Annotated in this window: 14 protein-coding genes; 2 read left to right on the plus strand and 12 right to left on the minus strand. The window is 71.7% G+C overall.

All coding sequences use genetic code 11. The features are described from left to right. Positions 1-3 precede the first annotated feature (3 nt). The 3 genes from guaA to bioD are packed head-to-tail and all read right to left on the minus strand — an operon-like array spanning position 4 to position 3,380. On the minus strand, positions 4-1,560 hold the full coding sequence (gene guaA / locus FB561_RS02150; RefSeq protein ID WP_145802466.1) for a glutamine-hydrolyzing GMP synthase: 1,557 nt from the start codon (positions 1,558-1,560) through the stop codon (positions 4-6). Between the two features lie 38 nt (positions 1,561-1,598). After that, a complete protein-coding gene (locus FB561_RS02155; RefSeq protein WP_145802468.1) occupies positions 1,599-2,642 on the minus strand; it encodes a cytochrome P450 family protein in 1,044 nt (347 codons plus the stop codon). A 57-nt stretch (positions 2,643-2,699) separates the two neighbouring features. Next, complete coding sequence (bioD, locus tag FB561_RS02160) at positions 2,700-3,380, minus strand: dethiobiotin synthase (RefSeq protein WP_145802470.1); 681 nt, start codon at positions 3,378-3,380, stop codon at positions 2,700-2,702. Positions 3,381-3,544: 164 nt separating this feature from the next. On the opposite strand from bioD, the gene FB561_RS02165 reads away from it, so the two are divergent. Next, positions 3,545-4,171 (plus strand): response regulator transcription factor, encoded by a 627-nt coding sequence (locus tag FB561_RS02165; RefSeq protein ID WP_145802472.1) that lies wholly within the window; start codon positions 3,545-3,547, stop codon positions 4,169-4,171. Positions 4,172-4,173: 2 nt separating this feature from the next. On the opposite strand, the gene FB561_RS02170 is transcribed toward FB561_RS02165, so the two are convergent. Further along, complete coding sequence (locus FB561_RS02170) at positions 4,174-5,511, minus strand: COG1470 family protein (protein WP_145802474.1); 1,338 nt, start codon at positions 5,509-5,511, stop codon at positions 4,174-4,176. A 176-nt stretch (positions 5,512-5,687) separates the two neighbouring features. Between FB561_RS02170 and FB561_RS02175 the strand changes: the two genes are divergently transcribed. Then, positions 5,688-8,177: a choice-of-anchor D domain-containing protein gene (locus FB561_RS02175; RefSeq protein ID WP_145802476.1), complete on the plus strand. Its 2,490-nt coding sequence runs from the start codon at positions 5,688-5,690 to the stop codon at positions 8,175-8,177. On the opposite strand, the gene FB561_RS02180 is transcribed toward FB561_RS02175, so the two are convergent. The 8 genes from FB561_RS02180 to FB561_RS02220 all read right to left on the minus strand — a co-directional run bounded on the left by FB561_RS02180 (position 8,161) and on the right by FB561_RS02220 (position 16,934). After that, positions 8,161-8,706, minus strand: a complete 546-nt coding sequence (locus tag FB561_RS02180; RefSeq protein ID WP_145802477.1) for a phage tail protein I — start codon at positions 8,704-8,706, stop codon at positions 8,161-8,163. The two genes, FB561_RS02175 and FB561_RS02180, sit on opposite strands and share 17 nt — an antisense overlap. Before the next feature lie 18 nt (positions 8,707-8,724). Continuing rightward, positions 8,725-9,585 (minus strand): zinc ribbon domain-containing protein, encoded by an 861-nt coding sequence (locus FB561_RS02185; protein WP_145802479.1) that lies wholly within the window; start codon positions 9,583-9,585, stop codon positions 8,725-8,727. A gap of 881 nt (positions 9,586-10,466) precedes the next feature. Then, positions 10,467-12,407 carry a putative baseplate assembly protein gene (locus FB561_RS02195; RefSeq protein ID WP_145802481.1) on the minus strand — a complete coding sequence of 647 codons (1,941 nt, stop codon included), beginning with the start codon at positions 12,405-12,407 and terminating at the stop codon, positions 10,467-10,469. Beyond that, a complete protein-coding gene (locus tag FB561_RS02200) occupies positions 12,407-12,814 on the minus strand; it encodes a GPW/gp25 family protein (protein ID WP_145802483.1) in 408 nt (135 codons plus the stop codon). Before FB561_RS02200 ends, FB561_RS02195 begins: the two co-directional genes overlap by 1 nt. Before the next feature lie 14 nt (positions 12,815-12,828). Continuing rightward, positions 12,829-14,691 carry a VgrG-related protein gene (locus FB561_RS02205; protein WP_145802485.1) on the minus strand — a complete coding sequence of 621 codons (1,863 nt, stop codon included), beginning with the start codon at positions 14,689-14,691 and terminating at the stop codon, positions 12,829-12,831. Then, the gene (locus FB561_RS02210) at positions 14,688-15,893 is read right to left on the minus strand and encodes a phage tail protein (RefSeq protein WP_145802488.1); all 1,206 of its coding nucleotides are present in this window, start codon (positions 15,891-15,893) and stop codon (positions 14,688-14,690) included. The genes FB561_RS02205 and FB561_RS02210 overlap by 4 nt, the downstream gene beginning before the upstream one ends. Continuing rightward, positions 15,890-16,387 (minus strand): phage tail protein, encoded by a 498-nt coding sequence (locus FB561_RS02215; RefSeq protein WP_145802490.1) that lies wholly within the window; start codon positions 16,385-16,387, stop codon positions 15,890-15,892. Before FB561_RS02215 ends, FB561_RS02210 begins: the two co-directional genes overlap by 4 nt. A gap of 10 nt (positions 16,388-16,397) precedes the next feature. After that, positions 16,398-16,934, minus strand: coding sequence for a hypothetical protein (locus FB561_RS02220; RefSeq protein WP_145802491.1), 537 nt, complete (start codon positions 16,932-16,934; stop codon positions 16,398-16,400). Between the last annotated feature and the right edge of the window lie 59 nt (positions 16,935-16,993).

Consider the following 16,993-nt stretch of genomic DNA (forward strand, 5'->3'; position numbering starts at 1 on the left):
GGGTCACTCCCACTCGATGGTGCCCGGGGGCTTGCTGGTGATGTCGAGGGTGACGCGGTTGATCTCGTCGACCTCGTTGGTGATCCGGGTGGAGATCTTCTCCAGCACGTCGTACGGGAGCCGGGCCCAGTCGGCGGTCATCGCGTCCTCGCTGGTGACCGGGCGCAGCACGATCGGGTGGCCGTAGGTGCGGCCGTCGCCCTGGACGCCGACCGAGCGGACGTCGGCCAGCAGGACCACCGGGAACTGCCAGATGTCGCGGTCCAGGCCGGCCGCGGTCAGCTCGGTCCGGGCGATCAGGTCGGCGGCGCGGAGGATCTCCAGCCGGTCCTTGGTCACCTCGCCGACGATCCGGATCCCCAGCCCCGGGCCGGGGAACGGGTGCCGGTAGACCATCGACTCCGGCAGCCCGAGCGCCAGCCCGAGCTCGCGGACCTCGTCCTTGAACAGCGTCCGCAGCGGCTCGATCAGCGCGAACTGCAGGTCGTCCGGCAGGCCGCCGACGTTGTGGTGCGACTTGATGTTCGCCGCGCCGGTCCCGCCGCCGGACTCGACCACGTCCGGGTACAGCGTGCCCTGGACCAGGAACTCGATGTGCCGCTCGGCGTCCAGCTTGCGGGCGGTCGCCTCGAAGGTCCGGATGAACTCCCGGCCGATGATCTTGCGCTTCTGCTCCGGGTCGGTGACGCCGGCCAGCGCGGTCAGGAACCGCTCCTCCGCGTCGACCACCTCCAGCCGGGCCCCGGTGACGGCGACGAAGTCCTTCTCGACCTGGTCGGACTCACCGGCGCGCTGCAGCCCGTGGTCGACGTACACGCAGGTCAGCTGGTCGCCGATCGCCTTGCTCACCAGCGCCGCGGCGACCGCCGAGTCGACGCCGCCGGACAACGCGCAGAGCACCTGCTTGTCCCCGACCTGCTGCCGGATCAGCTCGACCTGCTCGTCGACGACGTTCGTGGTGGTCCAGTCACCGGTACAGCCGGCCAGGTCGTAGAGGAAGTGTTCGAGCACCGCCTGACCGGCCTGCGAGTGCAACACCTCCGGGTGCCACTGGACGCCGGCCAACTTGCGGTCCACGTCCTCGAACGCGGCGACCGGCGCGCCCTCCGACGCGGCCAGCACGGTGAACCCGACCGGCGGCGCGTGCACGGCGTCCCCGTGCGACATCCAGACGTTCAGGTCGGTGGGGATCCCGGCCAGCAGCGTGCCCGCGTCGCCCACGGTCACCGGGGTCCGGCCGAACTCGCGCAGCCCGGTCCGCCGGACGTCGCCGCCGAGCGTCTGGGCCATCGCCTGGAACCCGTAGCAGATCCCGAACGCGGGCACCCCGGCCTCGAACAGCGCCGACTCCACCCGCGGCGCACCCTCGGCGTACACGGACTGCGGTCCGCCGGACAGGATGATCGCCTTCGGGGAACGCGCCAGCATCTCCTCGACCGGCATCGAGTGCGGCACGATCTCGGAGTACACCTTCGCCTCACGGACCCGGCGTGCGATCAGCTGCGCGTACTGCGCCCCGAAGTCGACGACGAGAACGAGGTCATGCTCTGCTGCGGTCACGCGGCCCAGGGTATCGGTGCAGGTCAGCCGGGTCGTAATCAGCGCCGGACCAGCAACCGGGACGGTGCCCGGAACGACAGCAGCTCGAGCATCGGCGGCGGCTCCTCCACCAACCGGACCGCGGCCAGCAACGGCTCCGCGCGCTCCACCGCGACCCGTGCCTCCAGCCGAGCCAGCCCGGCCCCGAGACACCGGTGCAGACCGATCCCGAAGGCCAGGTCAGCCGGTCCCCCATGACCGGTGAGCCCGAGCAATACCGGTGCGTCCGCGGGGAGTTCCACCTCGCCGACAGACACCGGTACCGCGGTCACCCGCCGCCACGTCGGTACGGAGGACGCCTCCGCCAGCACCTGCTCCACCGGGTTCTCCGCGGGCTCGGTGAGCATCCGGTGGAACGCGGTGGAGATCAGCTGGCTCGTCGTCTCCTGCCCCGCGATCAGCAGGAAGTACGCGACGGCGCAGATCTCCTCGTCGGTCAGCCCGAGCCCGGCCAGTACGCCGAAGAGGTCGTCCCCCGCGAGCCGCCGCGCCGCCTCGGTCCGCGTCCGGAGCCAGCCGTAGAACTCGGCCGCGCTGTGGGCCAGCTCCAGCTGACGGTCCTCCCCGGGCCATCCCCAGAACAGCTCCAGCGAGTCCCGGCTCCACGCCTTCAACGCCGGTACGTCGACGTCGCGCACGCCGAGCATCTCCAGGACGACCAGCGCAGGTGGTTCCGCGGCGATGGTCTCGACCAGGTCCACCGGGCCCGAGTCGAGCAACTCCCAGGCCGCATCGACGCGCTCGGAGACCAGCCGCCGGGTGAACGGCTCGATCGCGGCCACCCGAGCCGGACTGAAGAACCGCGCGACCGCCGCCCGAATCGGCCGATGCGACGGCCCCGCGTTGTTCGCCAATGTCGGCGGCAACGCGAACCCGACCGAGGACAGCACCCGCAACGCCTTCACCGACAACGGGGTATGAGCCACGAGCGCGTTGTCCGGCCGGAACGTCTCCGGATCCAGCAGCACCCCACGGACCTCGCCCGGGTCGTCGACGACCCATATCCCGAGCTCTTCGTCGAACCGAGCCGGGCAACTGGACACCTGGCCGAGCTTACGGGACCGCTCCTGAAACACTGTTCCCGCTCCTAGAACACTGTGTCAGAGCCGGATCAGGTCAGCGTCGAACCAGGTCGGCGCCGAGGCCGTGAACTCCGCCTGGGAGAGCCGCCCCGCCCCGGCCGGAACGCGCCCGATGACCGGAACTCCGGTGGTCGCGGCCAGGTCTTCGAGGTTGCACCGCTCGGCCAGATCGGGGTCCGCCGGCCAGGATCCGACGACCAGGCCCTCGACCGGGAGATTCCGGGCGCGCAAGGCTTCGACGGTCAGGCCGGTGTGGTTCAGCGTGCCGAGCCCGGCCCGGGTCACCACCACGAAGGCGAACGGGCCGGCCAGGTGAGCGGCCAGGTCCCCGAGATGGCGGCCGTCGTCGTCGAGACCGACCAGCAGTCCCCCGGCCCCTTCGACGAGGACGAGGTCGTGGGTCCGGGCCAGATCGTCGACGAACTTCGCGTGCGACTCGACGGACGGCAGCGGTACGCCCTCCCGGCGAGCGGCGGTCGTCGGGGCGAGAGGATCACGCAACCGGATGCCCTCGTGCAACTCGGTCCGACCGGTGAGGCGCCGTACCTCGGCCAGATCGCCCGGCTCGTCCGGCCCGACCCCGGTCTGCGCCGGTTTGACCACGGCCACCGACCCGGCGGCCCGCGCAGCGAGAGCAGCGGTCACCACGGTCTTCCCGACCTCGGTATCGGTCCCGGTCACCAGCAGGATCTTGGTCACCGGCCGAGTCTAGGCTCGCCGGATTCGCCGCCTGCTTTCGCGCCTGGGGCGTACCTCGTGCCCTGCCGGCGCGAGGTCCTCGGGTGACCCTAGGGACTGGCCCTAGGGACGAGTAGCCGTCCGGACACGCATGGTAGGGGCACCGCTCACCCAGGGGAGGAACGATGGGCCTTCGCGTCCCCGTGCACGTGTTCTCGACCGATTCCATCTCGCGCGCCGGGCTGGAGAGCCAGCTCCGGTTCCAGCCCGACATCCACGTCGTCGGCGCCGAGCAACTGGGCGGGGAGGTGGTGGCGGTGGTCGCCGCCGAGTCGCCGGACCCGGCCACCCTCGACGCCGTCGCCGACCTGCGGCGCCGCGGTGTCGACAAGCTCGTCCTGGTGGTGGCCGCTCTCAACGACGCCGACCTGATCGCGGTGATCGAGGCCGGTGTGAGTGCCCTGATCCGCCGCCCCGAGGTGAGTCCGGAGCGACTCTCCGACCTGGTCCGGCGGGCCGCGGCCGGCGAGGCCGAGCTACCGGCCGACCTGCTCACCCGGCTGTTCCGGCAGGTCTCGCACATGCAGAACGACGTCCTGACGCCGCGCGGTCTCCGGCTCGCCGGGCTGTCGCCACGGGAGACCGCGATCCTCAAACTCGTGGCCGAGGGCTACGACACCGACGAGATCGCCGCCCGGTTGAGCTACTCGCCGCGCACCGTCAAGAACGTCCTGCACGGCGTCACCACCCGGTTCCAGCTCCGCAACCGGTCCCACGCGGTGGCCTACGCGTTGAAGGAAGGGCTGATCTGACGCTATGAGGTCAGTTGCCCGGAGAACGACACCGACGGCGTGCACCGGTCGGACCCGGCCGCCGGCGCGGTGCAGTTGACCGTGACCGCCACCTGTTCTCCTGGTGCGGCGGTGAGCGCCTGCAGGTAGTGGTAGTCGAGGTCCCGGAAGTTCGCCAGCCCGGTCTCCAGGACGATGTTCCGGCCGATCAGGATGCGCAGGATGCCGGTGTCGCCCCGCGGGTTCTGCAGGACCAGGTCGGTGATGCGGACGGTCTTGCGCGGCGGCGCCGAGTACGTGAAGGACTGGAACGAGCCGTCGGTCACCGCCTTGGCCCCGGTCGCGATCCGGAAGCTCAGCGGGACCGGACCGGTCGGCGTCACCGAAGGTTTGGCGCTCGGGGTGGTTCCGGCGGTGGGCTTCGTACTGCTGCCCGGCTTCGTACCCGGCGTCGTCTGTCCTCCGTTGCCGTCCGGTGCGCCAGGGGTCGGGCTGATTCCGGCGGCCCGCTGTGCGACCGTCGCGGCGGCCGTCGCCTGGTCGGCCGCGCTGCTCGCTTTCGAGGCGGCGGTCTCGGCCCGTGCGACCTGTTGCTGAGCCTGGTCGGTCGCCACCGACTGCACCGCCGGTTTCAGCAAGGCGAACCAGGCGGCGACCGCGGCGACGACCAGGACGGCACCGGCGGCGAGTGCGGGCAACAGCCACTTCGGCATCAGCTGTTCCTGCTGTACGACCCCGGTGGTCGTCACCGGCTCGTCCCCGGCAGGTTTCGCCACGACCTCGAACGCCAGCAGCTTCGGCTGTCCCCGCCAGAACCGGCGGTGCGGCGCCGCGGTCAGCTTGACGATCGTCGCCGTCCCCGGCGCGGTCGTGATCTCCGGGTGGTCGGCGAGGAGCCGCAGCTCGTCCTCCGGATCACGCAGGCCGATCGTCACCGCGGTCTCCTCGTTGCCGAGGTTGTCCACGGCCAGCCGGAACTTCGCCCGGCGCCGGGCCCGGCGCTTGGCGGGCACCAGCTCGGTGACGATCTCCCGGTACGGCGCGACTTCGACCGCTCCTTCCGTCACCACGGACGTCTCCGGGTCCTCCCGCGAGCGGACGCGGACACCGAACTCGTGCCGGCCGGCGGTCACCTCGGCGGACCTGGGCGGCGCGAAGATGATCGAGGCCGTCGCGCTGCTCCCGGGCATCAGGTTGACGGTGGCCGGCTCGATCGTGACCCAGTCGCCGCTCGGCCCGACCAGGCCGACCGAGAACTGGTCGACCAGCCGGCCGGTGTTGGTGATCCCAAGCTCGCACTGCCCGGTGTCACCGGGGGCGACCGCGAGCGATGTCGTCGACAACGAAACCGTGGCTGCCATACCGACCAGCGTGACCGCCGGACCGGCCGCCCGGGCAGCATCGGCAGGCTAGCCCCGAGCGTCACGAACGCTGCCCGATCGGGCGGCGGCCACCGCCCGATGACTCCCGCGATCGGGCAGCCGGACGACGCCCGGCGAACCTACGATCGAGAACGCCCGTCGATCAAGGGGGAACCGTGCTGAACCGTCGGTCCGGGCGCCTCTTCCTCGCCCTCGCCCTTCTGCTGGTCCCGGTCGCGGTGACGACAGCACCGACCGCTGCCGCCACTTCGCGAGGAACCACCGAGGTGGTCTCGCTCGGTGCCGACGGCGCCGACTCCGCCGGATCGGCGCTCTCACCAGCGCTGTCGGCCGACGGCAGCCAGGTCGCCTTCGCGTCGCGGGCCGCACTGGATCCAGTCGTCCGCGGCGGAACGGACGCGCCGTACAACGTCTATGTCCGCGATCGGCGAGCTCCAGGCAGGACTGTGCTGATCAGCCGGGCTCTGCAGGCGACGTACATCGTTGCCCGTGGCTCGTCTGCCCCGCTCCGAGCCACCGCCACACCCGAGGAAGGAGGCAACCGCGACAGTCTGCACCCGACCGTGTCCGCCACCGGCCGGTACGTCGCCTTCGAGAGCATCGCCGACAACCTCCGGGACAACTTCGGCCGGGCGGAGCGGCGCGTCGTCGTCTGCGACCGCGATCCGGACGGTGACGGGGTCTTCGACGAACTGCGGCCGGACGGGATCATGGACTTCGGTTACCTCTACCTCGGGTCGGACCCGGCCGATCCGCAGGTCACCACCGGGTCCGAACCGAGCCTGTCGGCGGACGGCACCGTGATCGCCTGGCGCGAGATGTTGCCTGGCGCAACCACTGCCCGTGTCGCCGTCACCCGGCTGGTCCAGGATCCACAGGGCCGCCCGCTGCCGCCCGACCCCGACGGGTTCCGCTATCCCGAGGTCGACGGGAACCACGGCCCGCCCCAGCTGTCGGCGAACGGCCATGAAGCCGTGTTCGCCGTGGGTGGCTGCCCGGCCTTGCTCGCCTGCGCGGAACCGATCGGCTCGATCCAGGCGTACGACATCGCCGCGGACCTGAGCACGCGGGTCGACGTCACGCCCGACGGCAGCTTCTCGGGGGTGGCGGCCTGGCCGGCCGTTTCCGGATCCGGCCGGCTGATCGCGTACGAGCACAGCCTCCAGCCGGGTGGGCCACGGGTCACGGTCGTGGTCGACCGCGACCCTGCCGGTATCGGCCGCCTCGGGCCCGGTGCCGACGCTCCCGTGAGCGCCACGGTCGCATCACGCGATACGACGGACCGGCCGGCGGAGGGAACCGCTCCCGCGCTCTCCGCCGACGGCCGTTACCTCGCCTTCCAGAGCTCGGCGGACGGCATGCATCCGGATGCCCAGGGCACCGGACGGACCGCCGTCGTCGTGCGTGACCTGGTGCTCGACGCCCGACGGGAGAAGGCCGGTGCGCCGAGGCTTCCCGGAGAGCTCGGCTCTCCCTCCGGACAACTCTGCGGACCACAGGTCTGTCCCGCCGCCGGGCCGAGCGAATCTCCTCGCTTGTCCGCGAACGGCTCCGTCCTGGTCTTCACCAGCGCCGGCGACGACCTGGTCTCCCCGCCGTGCTGCGTGGGTGCGGCCGTCGCCAGGACGTTCCAGCCACAGGTCACCGCGTCGACCACCGTCTTCGACGGGGTCCCGGTGGGGAGGTCTGCGACCAAGACGGCGGTGGTGCGGCACGAGGGCTTCGGTCCCCTGACGATCGGCAGGCTCAGTGTGACGGGGAGCGCGGACTTCGTCACCGGTATGGCCGAGAACTGCGTCGGCGCGACTTTGCACGCAGACGAGACCTGCAGTGTCACCGTCGAGTTCACGCCGACCTCCGTCGGTACGAAAGAGGCGGCATTGCGCGTCGAGCTGCGAAACGGGGCCGTGACGGACCTTCCGCTGCGTGGCTCGTCCACCGCCCTACCCACAGTTCCTCCGCCAACGCAGCCGACGCCGGGGCCGACAACCGCGCCGACGCCCACCGGGGGTCTGGTGATCAACCCGGATCCGGTGGACTTCACCGGCTCACTGCCCGCGCTGGTACCGATCGGGGTTCGCAGCGTCCAGGTACGCAACGGCGCGACCACACCGATCGAGCTCTCGGCCGTCGAGGTCCTCAGCGGTCCGCGCTTCACCCCCGGCGATTTCACCGTGGTGTCCACGACCTGCTCCGGCCGGCGCCTGGACCCGGGCGACATCTGTAGCGTGGAAGTCCGGGCGACACCGCAGTCCCCCGGGCGTCGTACGGGTGTGTTGTCCATCGCCACCAAGGACCCGGCCTACACCCGGTTGATCGCGTTGAGCAGCCAGGCGGTGGCGCCGGTCCTGGTCGTGAATCCAGCGGTGGTGCGGACGAACCGGGTCACCACCGTGGCAGGGCGCGACTTCCCACCCGGGCGGGCCGTCACCGTCGTCGTGACGACACCCGGGACCAGGTTGCGGACCACTGCGGTCGCCGGGTCCACCGGGGAGTTCTCGGCTGCCCTCCTGGTTTTCCCGCAGACGAGCACGGGCACCTGGCCGGTCGAGGCGGTCGTCGACGGCACCACGATCCGGGCTCGATCGACGGTGCTGGTGGTTCCTGGCAGCTTCCAGCCACCGGACTTCACCTCACGTCGGTGACCGACGGCTCGACGCGCACGGTGTGGGCGACGTGGGCGGGTTTGGCAGCCTCCACCACCGCGGCCAGCCGGGCGGCGTCGAGGTTGTTGCCTCGCACAACCACTTCGAGCCTCGGCGGGACCACGGGGCCGGCGCCGTCGACCGGTTCGGCCGACCAGGTCACACCGCCGGTGTCGGTGACCTCCACGTCGGCGCCGGTGATCAGCGCCAGCTGCCGTCGGAGCCCGGCGATCGTGCCCCGATCGCGCTGCAGCTCGACCGCCTGCGCGACGGCCGTCCGCTGCAGCCCCACCGGCCAGGTCTCGTCGAGCTCGGCACCGACCCATCCGGCGAGCCACCCGAGGAAGTCGGCCGGCGCCAAGGCCGGATCGAGGTACGCCCCGAGGCAGTCGAGCGAGCTGATCGCCGGAGCGAGCAGGAGATCCACCGCCGCGGTGAATCGCATCAACAGCTCGTCCTCCTGCAGCACCGCGGGCAGCAGGGATCCGAGCGGGTAGGGCGTGTCCAGTTCGGTGGTGGTTCCCCGCATGGCTCTCCTTCCGATGGCTCAGCCGATGCCGAACAGCTCGATCTCGGCCACAGCCAGATCGCGAGCGCCCGGCGCCGGGAAGACCGTGACGACGGTGATCGTGATCGTGCCGACCCCGACCGCGTTGCGCAGGGCAATCTCCTGTGGATCCGGCTTGTCGACGAGACTGATCAGCTCGGACTTCTCGTTCGAGTACTTGAGTTCGAGGGTCGCCGGCCGGCTGGACCCGGCAAAGTTCTTGCTGTCACCGGTCCTGACGAGGATCTTGCGCAGGGCAACGGCGCGATCGAGCTGGACCGTCAACCGCGCCGGGGCCTTCTCGTTCCAGGGCACCTGCCACGAGGTGTTCGCGAACGTGTCGAACGCCGCGTTGGGCGGGTGGTTCGTGGTGCTTCCGGAGCCCTGCACCGCCACCGGACGGATCGGGGTGAGCGCGGAGTCGGCCACGCCACGGACCTGCTGCTTGACGGTGGCGGCCTGCTGGACGACGAACGTGCGCAAGGGTGGATAGAAGCCGCTGAGGAGGCCGAAGACCAGGATCAGGAAGCCTGCCGTGGTGCGGGCCCGGCGGACCGTCGTCCTGAGCCCGTGTTTCACGGAGCTGTCGCCGGGGCGGGCCGGCCGGGATCCTGCCGTCAGCGTCCTGGGACGGCGCCGCAACCGCAGCCGGCGCCACCAGGGTGTCTTGACGACCTCGGCCGCGGCGAGGGAATCACCGCAGCGTCCGCAGAACTTGCGGGTGGGGGCGTTGCCCTCTCCGCATTCGCCACAGATGAGCTCCCCCGGGCGCGGAGTCCGCGTCGGCGTGGGACGCCGGACCGGCGCGGGCCGGTCCTTCACCGGCTGTGGCTGGACCTCGGCCGGATCCTCCCGTTCCACCAACGGCGCTACCAACTTCGCCGCCGACGCCCCATCAGGAGCCGACGCAGGCGGTGGCGAGGCGGAGCGACGCACCGCCGACGGCTGCTCAGGCGTGGGCACGGAGCGGTCCACCGGCGGGACGGACCGGGCCTCCGGTTCGCGCGCGGGGCGGCTGGCAGGCGGGGGTAGTGGCGCAGGCGTGGTCGCCGTTGTCTCGGGCTCTGGCACGGAACGGTCCGCCCGCGGCGGCGGCACGGAACGGCTGACCGGCGTGGGTGGTGAGGCGAGATCGGTCGCCGAGGGCGCGGTTGTCGACGCGGAACGGTCCGCCGCCGGCGGTGGGACGGGACGGGTCGCCGGGGTGGTAGATCCGGGCGCGGCCCGCCCCGCCGGCGGAGGTGGTGGGGGCGGACGGGTGGCCGAGGGCTCGGGTGTTGGCGCGACACGACCCGCCGGCGGAGGTGGTGGGGTGGCGCGGGTGGCCGGGGGCTCGGGTGTGGTCGCCGGTGGGGGTGCGGATTGCGTGGGTGGGGGTGGCGGGGGTGGGGTGGCGCGACGGGGCGGCGCCGGAGGGGGTGGGGGTGGCGGGGTGCGGCCTGGTGGGGGTGGCGGGGTGGTGCGGCCGGGTGGGGGCGGCGGGGCCGGCGTGTCGGGTGTTGGCTTTCTGGGTGCTCTTGCGCCGGAGTTGTCGGGGATCGTCGATCCGCCGACGAGTTCCGCGGTCGCTCGCTGGATCCGGGTGAGGAGACCGGCTTTGCGCGGCAGCGGCTCCAGTTGCTCGGGTGTCGCGACGGGCGCCGGTACGACGCGTTCGGCGTTCCACTCCAGGAACGTCCCGCAGGAGCCGCAGAACGTGTCGCGGTCCTGGTTGTGATGGCCGCACTCCCCACAGATCAGCATCAGTGGTCCTCCACCTTCACCAGGTGCTCGAACGAGAACACCAGACTGTTCCGCTCCAGCTCGATCCGCGTCTGCTCGGCGCCACGCTCCCCCGTGACCGGATTCGCGCTGAACAGCCGGACGTCCTCGACCGCCTGAACACCGCGCACGTCCTGCAGAACGGCGTACACGTCGCCGGACCGTACCGGCCGGCCGAACTCCCACCCCGAGCCTCCGGGTCCACCACCGGGCAGAGGACTCAGGAACCGGTGCAATGCGGTCAGCGCGTCCCGCCGGACCCTGTCGTGGTCGACCCGTGGCCGGGCGACCAGTCGCGCCACGACCGTGATCCCCCGGTAGCGCGGCGGCTCGACCGACACCCTGGTCCCGATCAGACGCACCTGGTCGAGCCGCTCCGCCAGCCGCTCGAGCAGCGGCTCCGGCGGGACCAGATCGGCGAAGTCGATCACGCCGTCCTGCTGAGCCGCCGAGGGCACGACCAGGACGCGAACCGTTCCCGCCGGGGTCGCGTCGTCGCCGCCGGTGATGCATCGGATCCGGGCCGCCTCCGGCACAGCTTCGCGGGCCAGCGCCTCGTAGTCCTCGGCCGTCACCGCTCGTCCCCGCGTCCGCAGCATGATCGGCGCGCGTCCGGCTGCCTCATCCACTGTCTCGCCGTCGGTACCACCGTGTGCGGCCGCCCTGTTCTCGACCGCGGAGACGAACGGGATCGACGACTTCAGCGTCGCGATCGCGGCGGCCGGTACGTTGCCGCGGGCTCCACCACCGGTCGCATACCCGCGGACCCGGATCGTCTGTCCCTTCGCCGGGACGGCGCCGTACCGCCGCAGGCCGCCGTCGGGCAGCCGGACCACCGGCGCGAAGGCGATCTCGCCCGGGACTGCGTCCAGCCGGAAGTACCGGTCGTCCGGTCCGCCGGCCGCGAAATCGTCGACCGCGGTCCACTGCTGCCAGCCGTCGTCGGACCCGACCTCGACCACCGGATCGCCGAGACCGCCGAGCACCGGCGCGAACCGCACGGTGAAGACCTGCCCGGGCACTCCCTCCGACAAGCCCAGGACCTCGTCGTGGACAAGCTCCGCCTGGACGGCGTCGACCGTGCCTCCGACACTCGATACCTCGAGCCGCTGGACCTGCGGCGGTGCCGTGTACGGCGTCCGGCCCTCCCCCGTTTCCACTACCCGGCCTCGCAGCCAACCGGCCGGGCGGCCTCCGATCACGCTGACCTGGTGGCCCGGCGGCACGTGCAGGACCACGGAGCCGGAGCGATTCAGGCCACCGGTACCGTCCCGGCCGAGGTCGCAGCGCGTCCACTCCGCACCGGTCCAGGCTTCCCAGCACAACGGTGGATTCTCCGGGTCGACTCCGAGCCCTTGGGTCTGGCCCGCGTAGTCCAGCTGGATCGCCACCGACGGGACCGCGCCGGTGAGCCCGATCAGCACCTCGTCGCCTGGCATCGGCGGGTCGGAGAAGGCGCTGAAGACCTCCGCGTCGTGCGGTACGGGATCGGGATCGTCCACGGTCCGGGTGAGGAGCGCGGCCACCGAGGACGGTGGGATCGTGAGCTCGGTCGTCGTCGAGAACACCACCGACGGTTCCGCCTCGGTCCGGACCGTACCGACTTCGGTGCCTTGGGCAACCACAAGTGGTGACCGGGCCGGCGCCGAGAGCCAGAACGTGACCGGTACGGTCGCCGGCGTCGGCGGGACCAGCCGCAGCCCGATCAGGTCGAAGAACTTGAGCCGGAGCCGATCCGGGACCTGGTTGAGCCGGCGGAACAGCCCGTCGGTCAGGAACGCATACGCCTCGAGCAAGGTGATCCCGACGTCGGACGGACTCTCGTCGGTCCAGCCGGGGCAGGATCGGCGAACCAGCTGGACCGCGTCGGCCACGAGATCGTCGTACCGGCGTGCGTCCAGATCAGGAGCGGGCAGCGCCATCAGCCGACCCCTTCCGCCGGACCGGAACGGTCGGTCTGGAACGCGACGACCAGTTCGCGAGCCGCCGACTCACCGCGGGGCCGGTAGCCGACGACGAGGTGGACCAGTCCGTCGACGGCTGGGTCGGGCACGACGTCGACCTGGTCCACCTCGGCCCGTGGTTCCCAGGCCTCGAGCGCGCCACGGACCTCGTCGGCGAGCTGGATCCCGGTCGCCGGCGTGACGGCGTCGAACACGAAGTCACGCAGGCGGCACCCGAAGTCCGGGCGCATCACCCGCTCACCGGGATAGGTGAGCAGGACCAGCCGCATGCTCTGCTCGAGCTTGTCGGTGCCACGGGCGACCGCGAACGGTCCCGCTCCCGAGCCGAGCGGGAACCCGAGCCCAGCCACCGCGTCGATCGTCATCGTCACTCTCCAGGTCAGTTGAGCTTGATCGGCTTGCCCTTGATCTCGACCGGCCCGGTCCCGTTCACACTGATCCGGGTGCCTTGCAGGTTCAGCTGCTGCGCTTTCAGGGTGAGTTCGCCGCCACCGTCGATGGTCACCGAGCCACCCGCGCCGGCGACCAGGTCGATCGCACCGCCCGGACCGCACTCGACGACGATCCGGCCCTTCTCGCCGGGGCGCGTCACCCGGCCCGGTACGCAGCGCAGCAGCACCGTCCCGGCCACCTGGTCGATGCTCAGCATCAGGTTGCCGTCGCCGCTCCCGAGCAGCACCTCACCCTGGTCGACCCGGCCCGGGGCCGGCACGACGTCGTGGAACGCGAGCCGCGCGCCGGACGGCGACACCAGACCGCGCCACTGCACCGAGCCTTTGTTGCCTTCGGCCCGTACCGGCGGCCCGCCCAGGCTGTACTCGCTCCGGTTGTTCAGCACACCACCCAGCACGTACGGGCGGTGCAGGTCACCGAACTCGAAGCCGACCAGCACCTCGTCACCGACCTCGGGCAGCCACAGCGCACCGCTTTGCTCCCCCGCCGCTGCCTGAACGACCGCGGCCCAGCCGGACTCGTAGTCCGGCGACAGCCAGGGCAGGACGACTTTCACCCGGCCTTTCGCCACCGGGTCGAGATTGTTGCTGACGATCCCGCAGACGATTCCGGGAACCCGGTCCCGCACCTCCGCCCGCCCACGAGTCAGACCGAGCAGCGACCGGTCCTGCCGCCCAGTCGCCTCGAACGTCGTCCGGTACCTTCCATCCACGAGCTCGTGCCGGGCCCGGGTGACCAGCCACTGTCCCGCGAACGGCGCCGCGACACCGGAGACCTCCACGGTCCGGCCCGCGGACAACCACGGATCCCCGATCGACTCCCCACTCGCCTCCGCGAACGTATCCCCGACCCGCTGGGCCAGTCCGGCCGCGAGTTCGCGCAGAGCGGGGCCCATCGACGGCCCGTCCCCGACCGGCCGATCGCCGACCACCTCCGCCGCGGCCGACGGTACCGGCCCTGGTCCCGCGCCGGCCGGATCGGTCGCCCGGCCCGGTGACACGCTCGGCCGGCCGTTGCTCTTGGCCACCGTCGCGCGGAGATCCGCGCCGACCACGGTCCCGTCCGCGAGGACGTCGCGGCGTTCGCTGACGACCTTCGCCGCCAGTGGGTCCCAGGCCCGGACCTCCACCTCGGTGGGCAGGTTGCCGGTACTGATCCGCGGGGCGAAGGCGAGCAGGTTGTCCCCCAGGTGCAGCGGACACGGCGCGCCGGCCGGACGCTGCCCGAAGAAGAACTCGCCGTGGTCGACCCCGGTCTCGAGCCCGAGTGCGTCGGCGCGGGCGGTGAGGAACTCCCAGTCGGTCTGGTTCACCTGACCGACATGCTCGTGCACGACCCGCGTCGGGGGCACCGTCCCGACCGTCAGACCGGCGTCCCTGGCCACCTTGATCGCGATGTCGCTGTCCGACATGTTCACGAAGGTCCTGGTCCGCCGGGCTCGCTGCAGCCGGTGCTCCTCGGTGTAGCCGCGGACCACCAGCACCGCGATCTCGTCGTACTCCGCCTCCAGCGCGGTGACCTCGCCACTGATCAGCAGCCGCGGGTCGCCGGGGCGTTCGGGCGATGCGGCCGCGACGCCGACCTCGGTACCGATCGCCAGGGCCGCCAGCACCGCGTCGGCGCGGTCGCCGGCCGCGAAGGCGAGCTCGAACATGCCGGGCAGCCCTCTCGCCTGGTCGACGAGCACCCGGATGATCGTGTCCGCGAGCGCGCCGGCCAGCGGTCGTCGGGCCATCCCGACGGAGACGATCGGGGTGCTGCCGACCTCGGTCCACGGCGCGGCCGTCATCGTCCGCCACCTGGGTTGCGCAACCGGTCCTCCGGATGCGAGCCCGCCGCTCCCGCTGCCACAGGGCCGGAGCGATGGCCGCCGATTCCGGGCGTGGCACCGGATCCACGGCGGGCCGCGCCGGTGTACTCCTGCAGCGTGAGCTGAGCCGTCGCTCGGCTCGGTCTGCCGTCCATCGTGAACCGGGTCAGCGTGAGGTCGAACTTCTTCAGCACCATCCTCTGCGGCATGCCGCCGCCGTACCGGCCCCAGGTCACCCGCAGGTCCTTCGGTACTCCCGGTGCCGCGTCCGTCGAGGTCACCTCGGTCTTGCCGCACTTTTCGCACAACGGCTTGTTGCCGGGCTTCGCGGCGACCGGGAGCCGGCCGTCCCGCCAGCCCTCGAACTCCAGCCACTCCCGCAGCAGGCCGGCGGCGCGCGCGACCTCGCGGTACCCGTCGATCCGCAGCTCGGCGAGCGTGATCGACAAGCTGTTGGCGTCGATCACGTCGTCGCCGGACGTGACCTTCTTCCGTCCGGTCGCCGCCTCCCGCGCCTTGCTCAGCGTGATCTTGGCGGGGTTGTACTGGAACGACAGCCGCTGACCGGCCGGGTCGGTCAGCACCAACTCGCTACCGGCCGGTCCGTCGACCGGCTTGAGGAAACCGCTGTGTTGCAGGGCCAGACTCTCCAGCGCGAACCCACCGGCCCCACTGGTGGACAACTGCGGCACCGCCCAAGAGACCGGGATCGCGTCGCGGAGTTCCCACGTATGCACCTTGACCGCGGCGGGACCGATCCCGGAGTACAGCGTGATCACCACCGGCGACCGGGTACCGAACCGGGCCGGCTCGCCCGAGGACCACTCCGCGGTCAGGTCCTCCAGCCAGCGCCGGACCTTCGCCGTACCCCCAGGGGTCATCGCGCGCTGCAGGGTGACCTTGGGGTAGGTGACCCGGCCGGGCAGGTAGTGCGGCGTCGTGTAGTTGCCGCCCTCCTCGAACGGCCCGTCCGGCGAGAGTTCGACGGCGAGGCCGGAGCAGGCCGACCAGGCGCCGAGGGACTTCGGCTCGCCGCTGTCGAGGCTGGGCACGACCACGCTGAACCACATCGTCATCCCGAACGGGGGCGGCTTCGAGGCCGGGGCCCGGGACGCCGTCGGCAAGGCGGCACCGATCAGCGGCCCCGGATTCGCCAGCTGCTGCGGGCCCGGGACGATCATGGCAGCACCGCATCGGTGTTCAGGAACCCGTTGTGCGCGAGGTCCAGCGTCTCGACGGCCGGCCGGGAGCCGGTCGAGTCGAACTCGGTCAGCCGCCAGGAGATCGGGAAGAACTCGCGCAGTTCCCAGGTCACCACCGGCATCCCGAGGAAGTCGACCAGGTAGATGGCACCGCTCAACGGCGTCCGGCGCAGGGTGACCGAGGCCAGCCAGCGCTGCACGGTGGCCGAAGCCGGCCCGGCCGCCCGGGACAGGCTCACGTCGGTGTAGCTGATGTTGCCTGGGGCAATTGTTTCGAAGGTCGCGTAGCCGGGCCGGTAGCTGAGCTTCTGCCAGCGGACCCCGAGCCCGGCCGCCTTCGTCCAGGCCCCGAGCCGGTACTCGGACCGGTCGATCTCGATCACGTACCGGTGCGACATCCCCACCTGGCCGGTGAGTTGCTCGAGTCCCTGGCCCGGCATCCCGAGCTTCGCGCTGGACGGCATCGGCATCATCCCGTCTCCTTCACCGGAGGTCGCGGAGCGCACCGTGGCGCTCCCGGTCGATCAGCAACTCGGCCCGCAAGCGCCGCCGGACCGACGGGTACAACCGCTCGGCCAGCCGGCCGAGGACGCCCGGATCGTCCAGCCGGTCGAACAGTTCCTCCGGCCCGAGGTCGGCCGGCTCGGCTTCGGGCTCGTCCCGCAGGTCGGTGAGGACCGCCTCCACCTTCGCCAGCCGCTCGAGCACGCCCTCGTCGGCGCCGGCCGCTTGCTGCGGAAGCGGGGTCCAGTACCTCGTGCTGCCGGCGCTGGAGGATGGGTACGGATTCGGCGACATCCAGCCGTCCGCGCCAACGGTCTGCCAGGGCCCCTCGTCGGCGGTTGCCGGGAAGACTCCTGGTCCGAATGTCGGAGACGCGCCGTACTCGGGGGACGGGGCGTTCCACTCTGCCGTGCTCGACAGCGTGGCGTCGTCCCAAGGAGCCGAGGCCTGCTGCGCGTCCGGTATCGGCTGCGTCGCGTTCCAGCCGATCGGGGGAGATTCCGTTGCCCACGGCATGGGTTGGGCATCACTGCGTGCGAAGGGCGGGTCCTGCGGCCACGGACCGAGCGTCGATG

The organism is Kribbella amoyensis, assembly GCF_007828865.1.
Lineage (GTDB): Bacteria > Actinomycetota > Actinomycetes > Propionibacteriales > Kribbellaceae > Kribbella > Kribbella amoyensis.

Bases quoted from the DNA above. Each gene is read 5' to 3' on its own strand.
- FB561_RS02165 (WP_145802472.1), top strand. From the start codon at position 3,545: ATGGGCCTTCGCGTCCCCGTGCACGTGTTCTCGACCGATTCCATCTCG.
- FB561_RS02170 (WP_145802474.1), bottom strand. From the start codon at position 5,511: ATGGCAGCCACGGTTTCGTTGTCGACGACATCGCTCGCGGTCGCCCCC.
- FB561_RS02180 (WP_145802477.1), bottom strand. From the start codon at position 8,706: ATGCGGGGAACCACCACCGAACTGGACACGCCCTACCCGCTCGGATCC.
- FB561_RS02195 (WP_145802481.1), bottom strand. From the start codon at position 12,407: ATGGCGCTGCCCGCTCCTGATCTGGACGCACGCCGGTACGACGATCTC.
- FB561_RS02200 (WP_145802483.1), bottom strand. From the start codon at position 12,814: ATGACGATCGACGCGGTGGCTGGGCTCGGGTTCCCGCTCGGCTCGGGA.
- FB561_RS02205 (WP_145802485.1), bottom strand. From the start codon at position 14,691: ATGACGGCCGCGCCGTGGACCGAGGTCGGCAGCACCCCGATCGTCTCC.
- FB561_RS02210 (WP_145802488.1), bottom strand. From the start codon at position 15,893: ATGATCGTCCCGGGCCCGCAGCAGCTGGCGAATCCGGGGCCGCTGATC.
- FB561_RS02215 (WP_145802490.1), bottom strand. From the start codon at position 16,387: ATGATGCCGATGCCGTCCAGCGCGAAGCTCGGGATGCCGGGCCAGGGA.
- FB561_RS02220 (WP_145802491.1), bottom strand. From the start codon at position 16,934: ATGCCGTGGGCAACGGAATCTCCCCCGATCGGCTGGAACGCGACGCAG.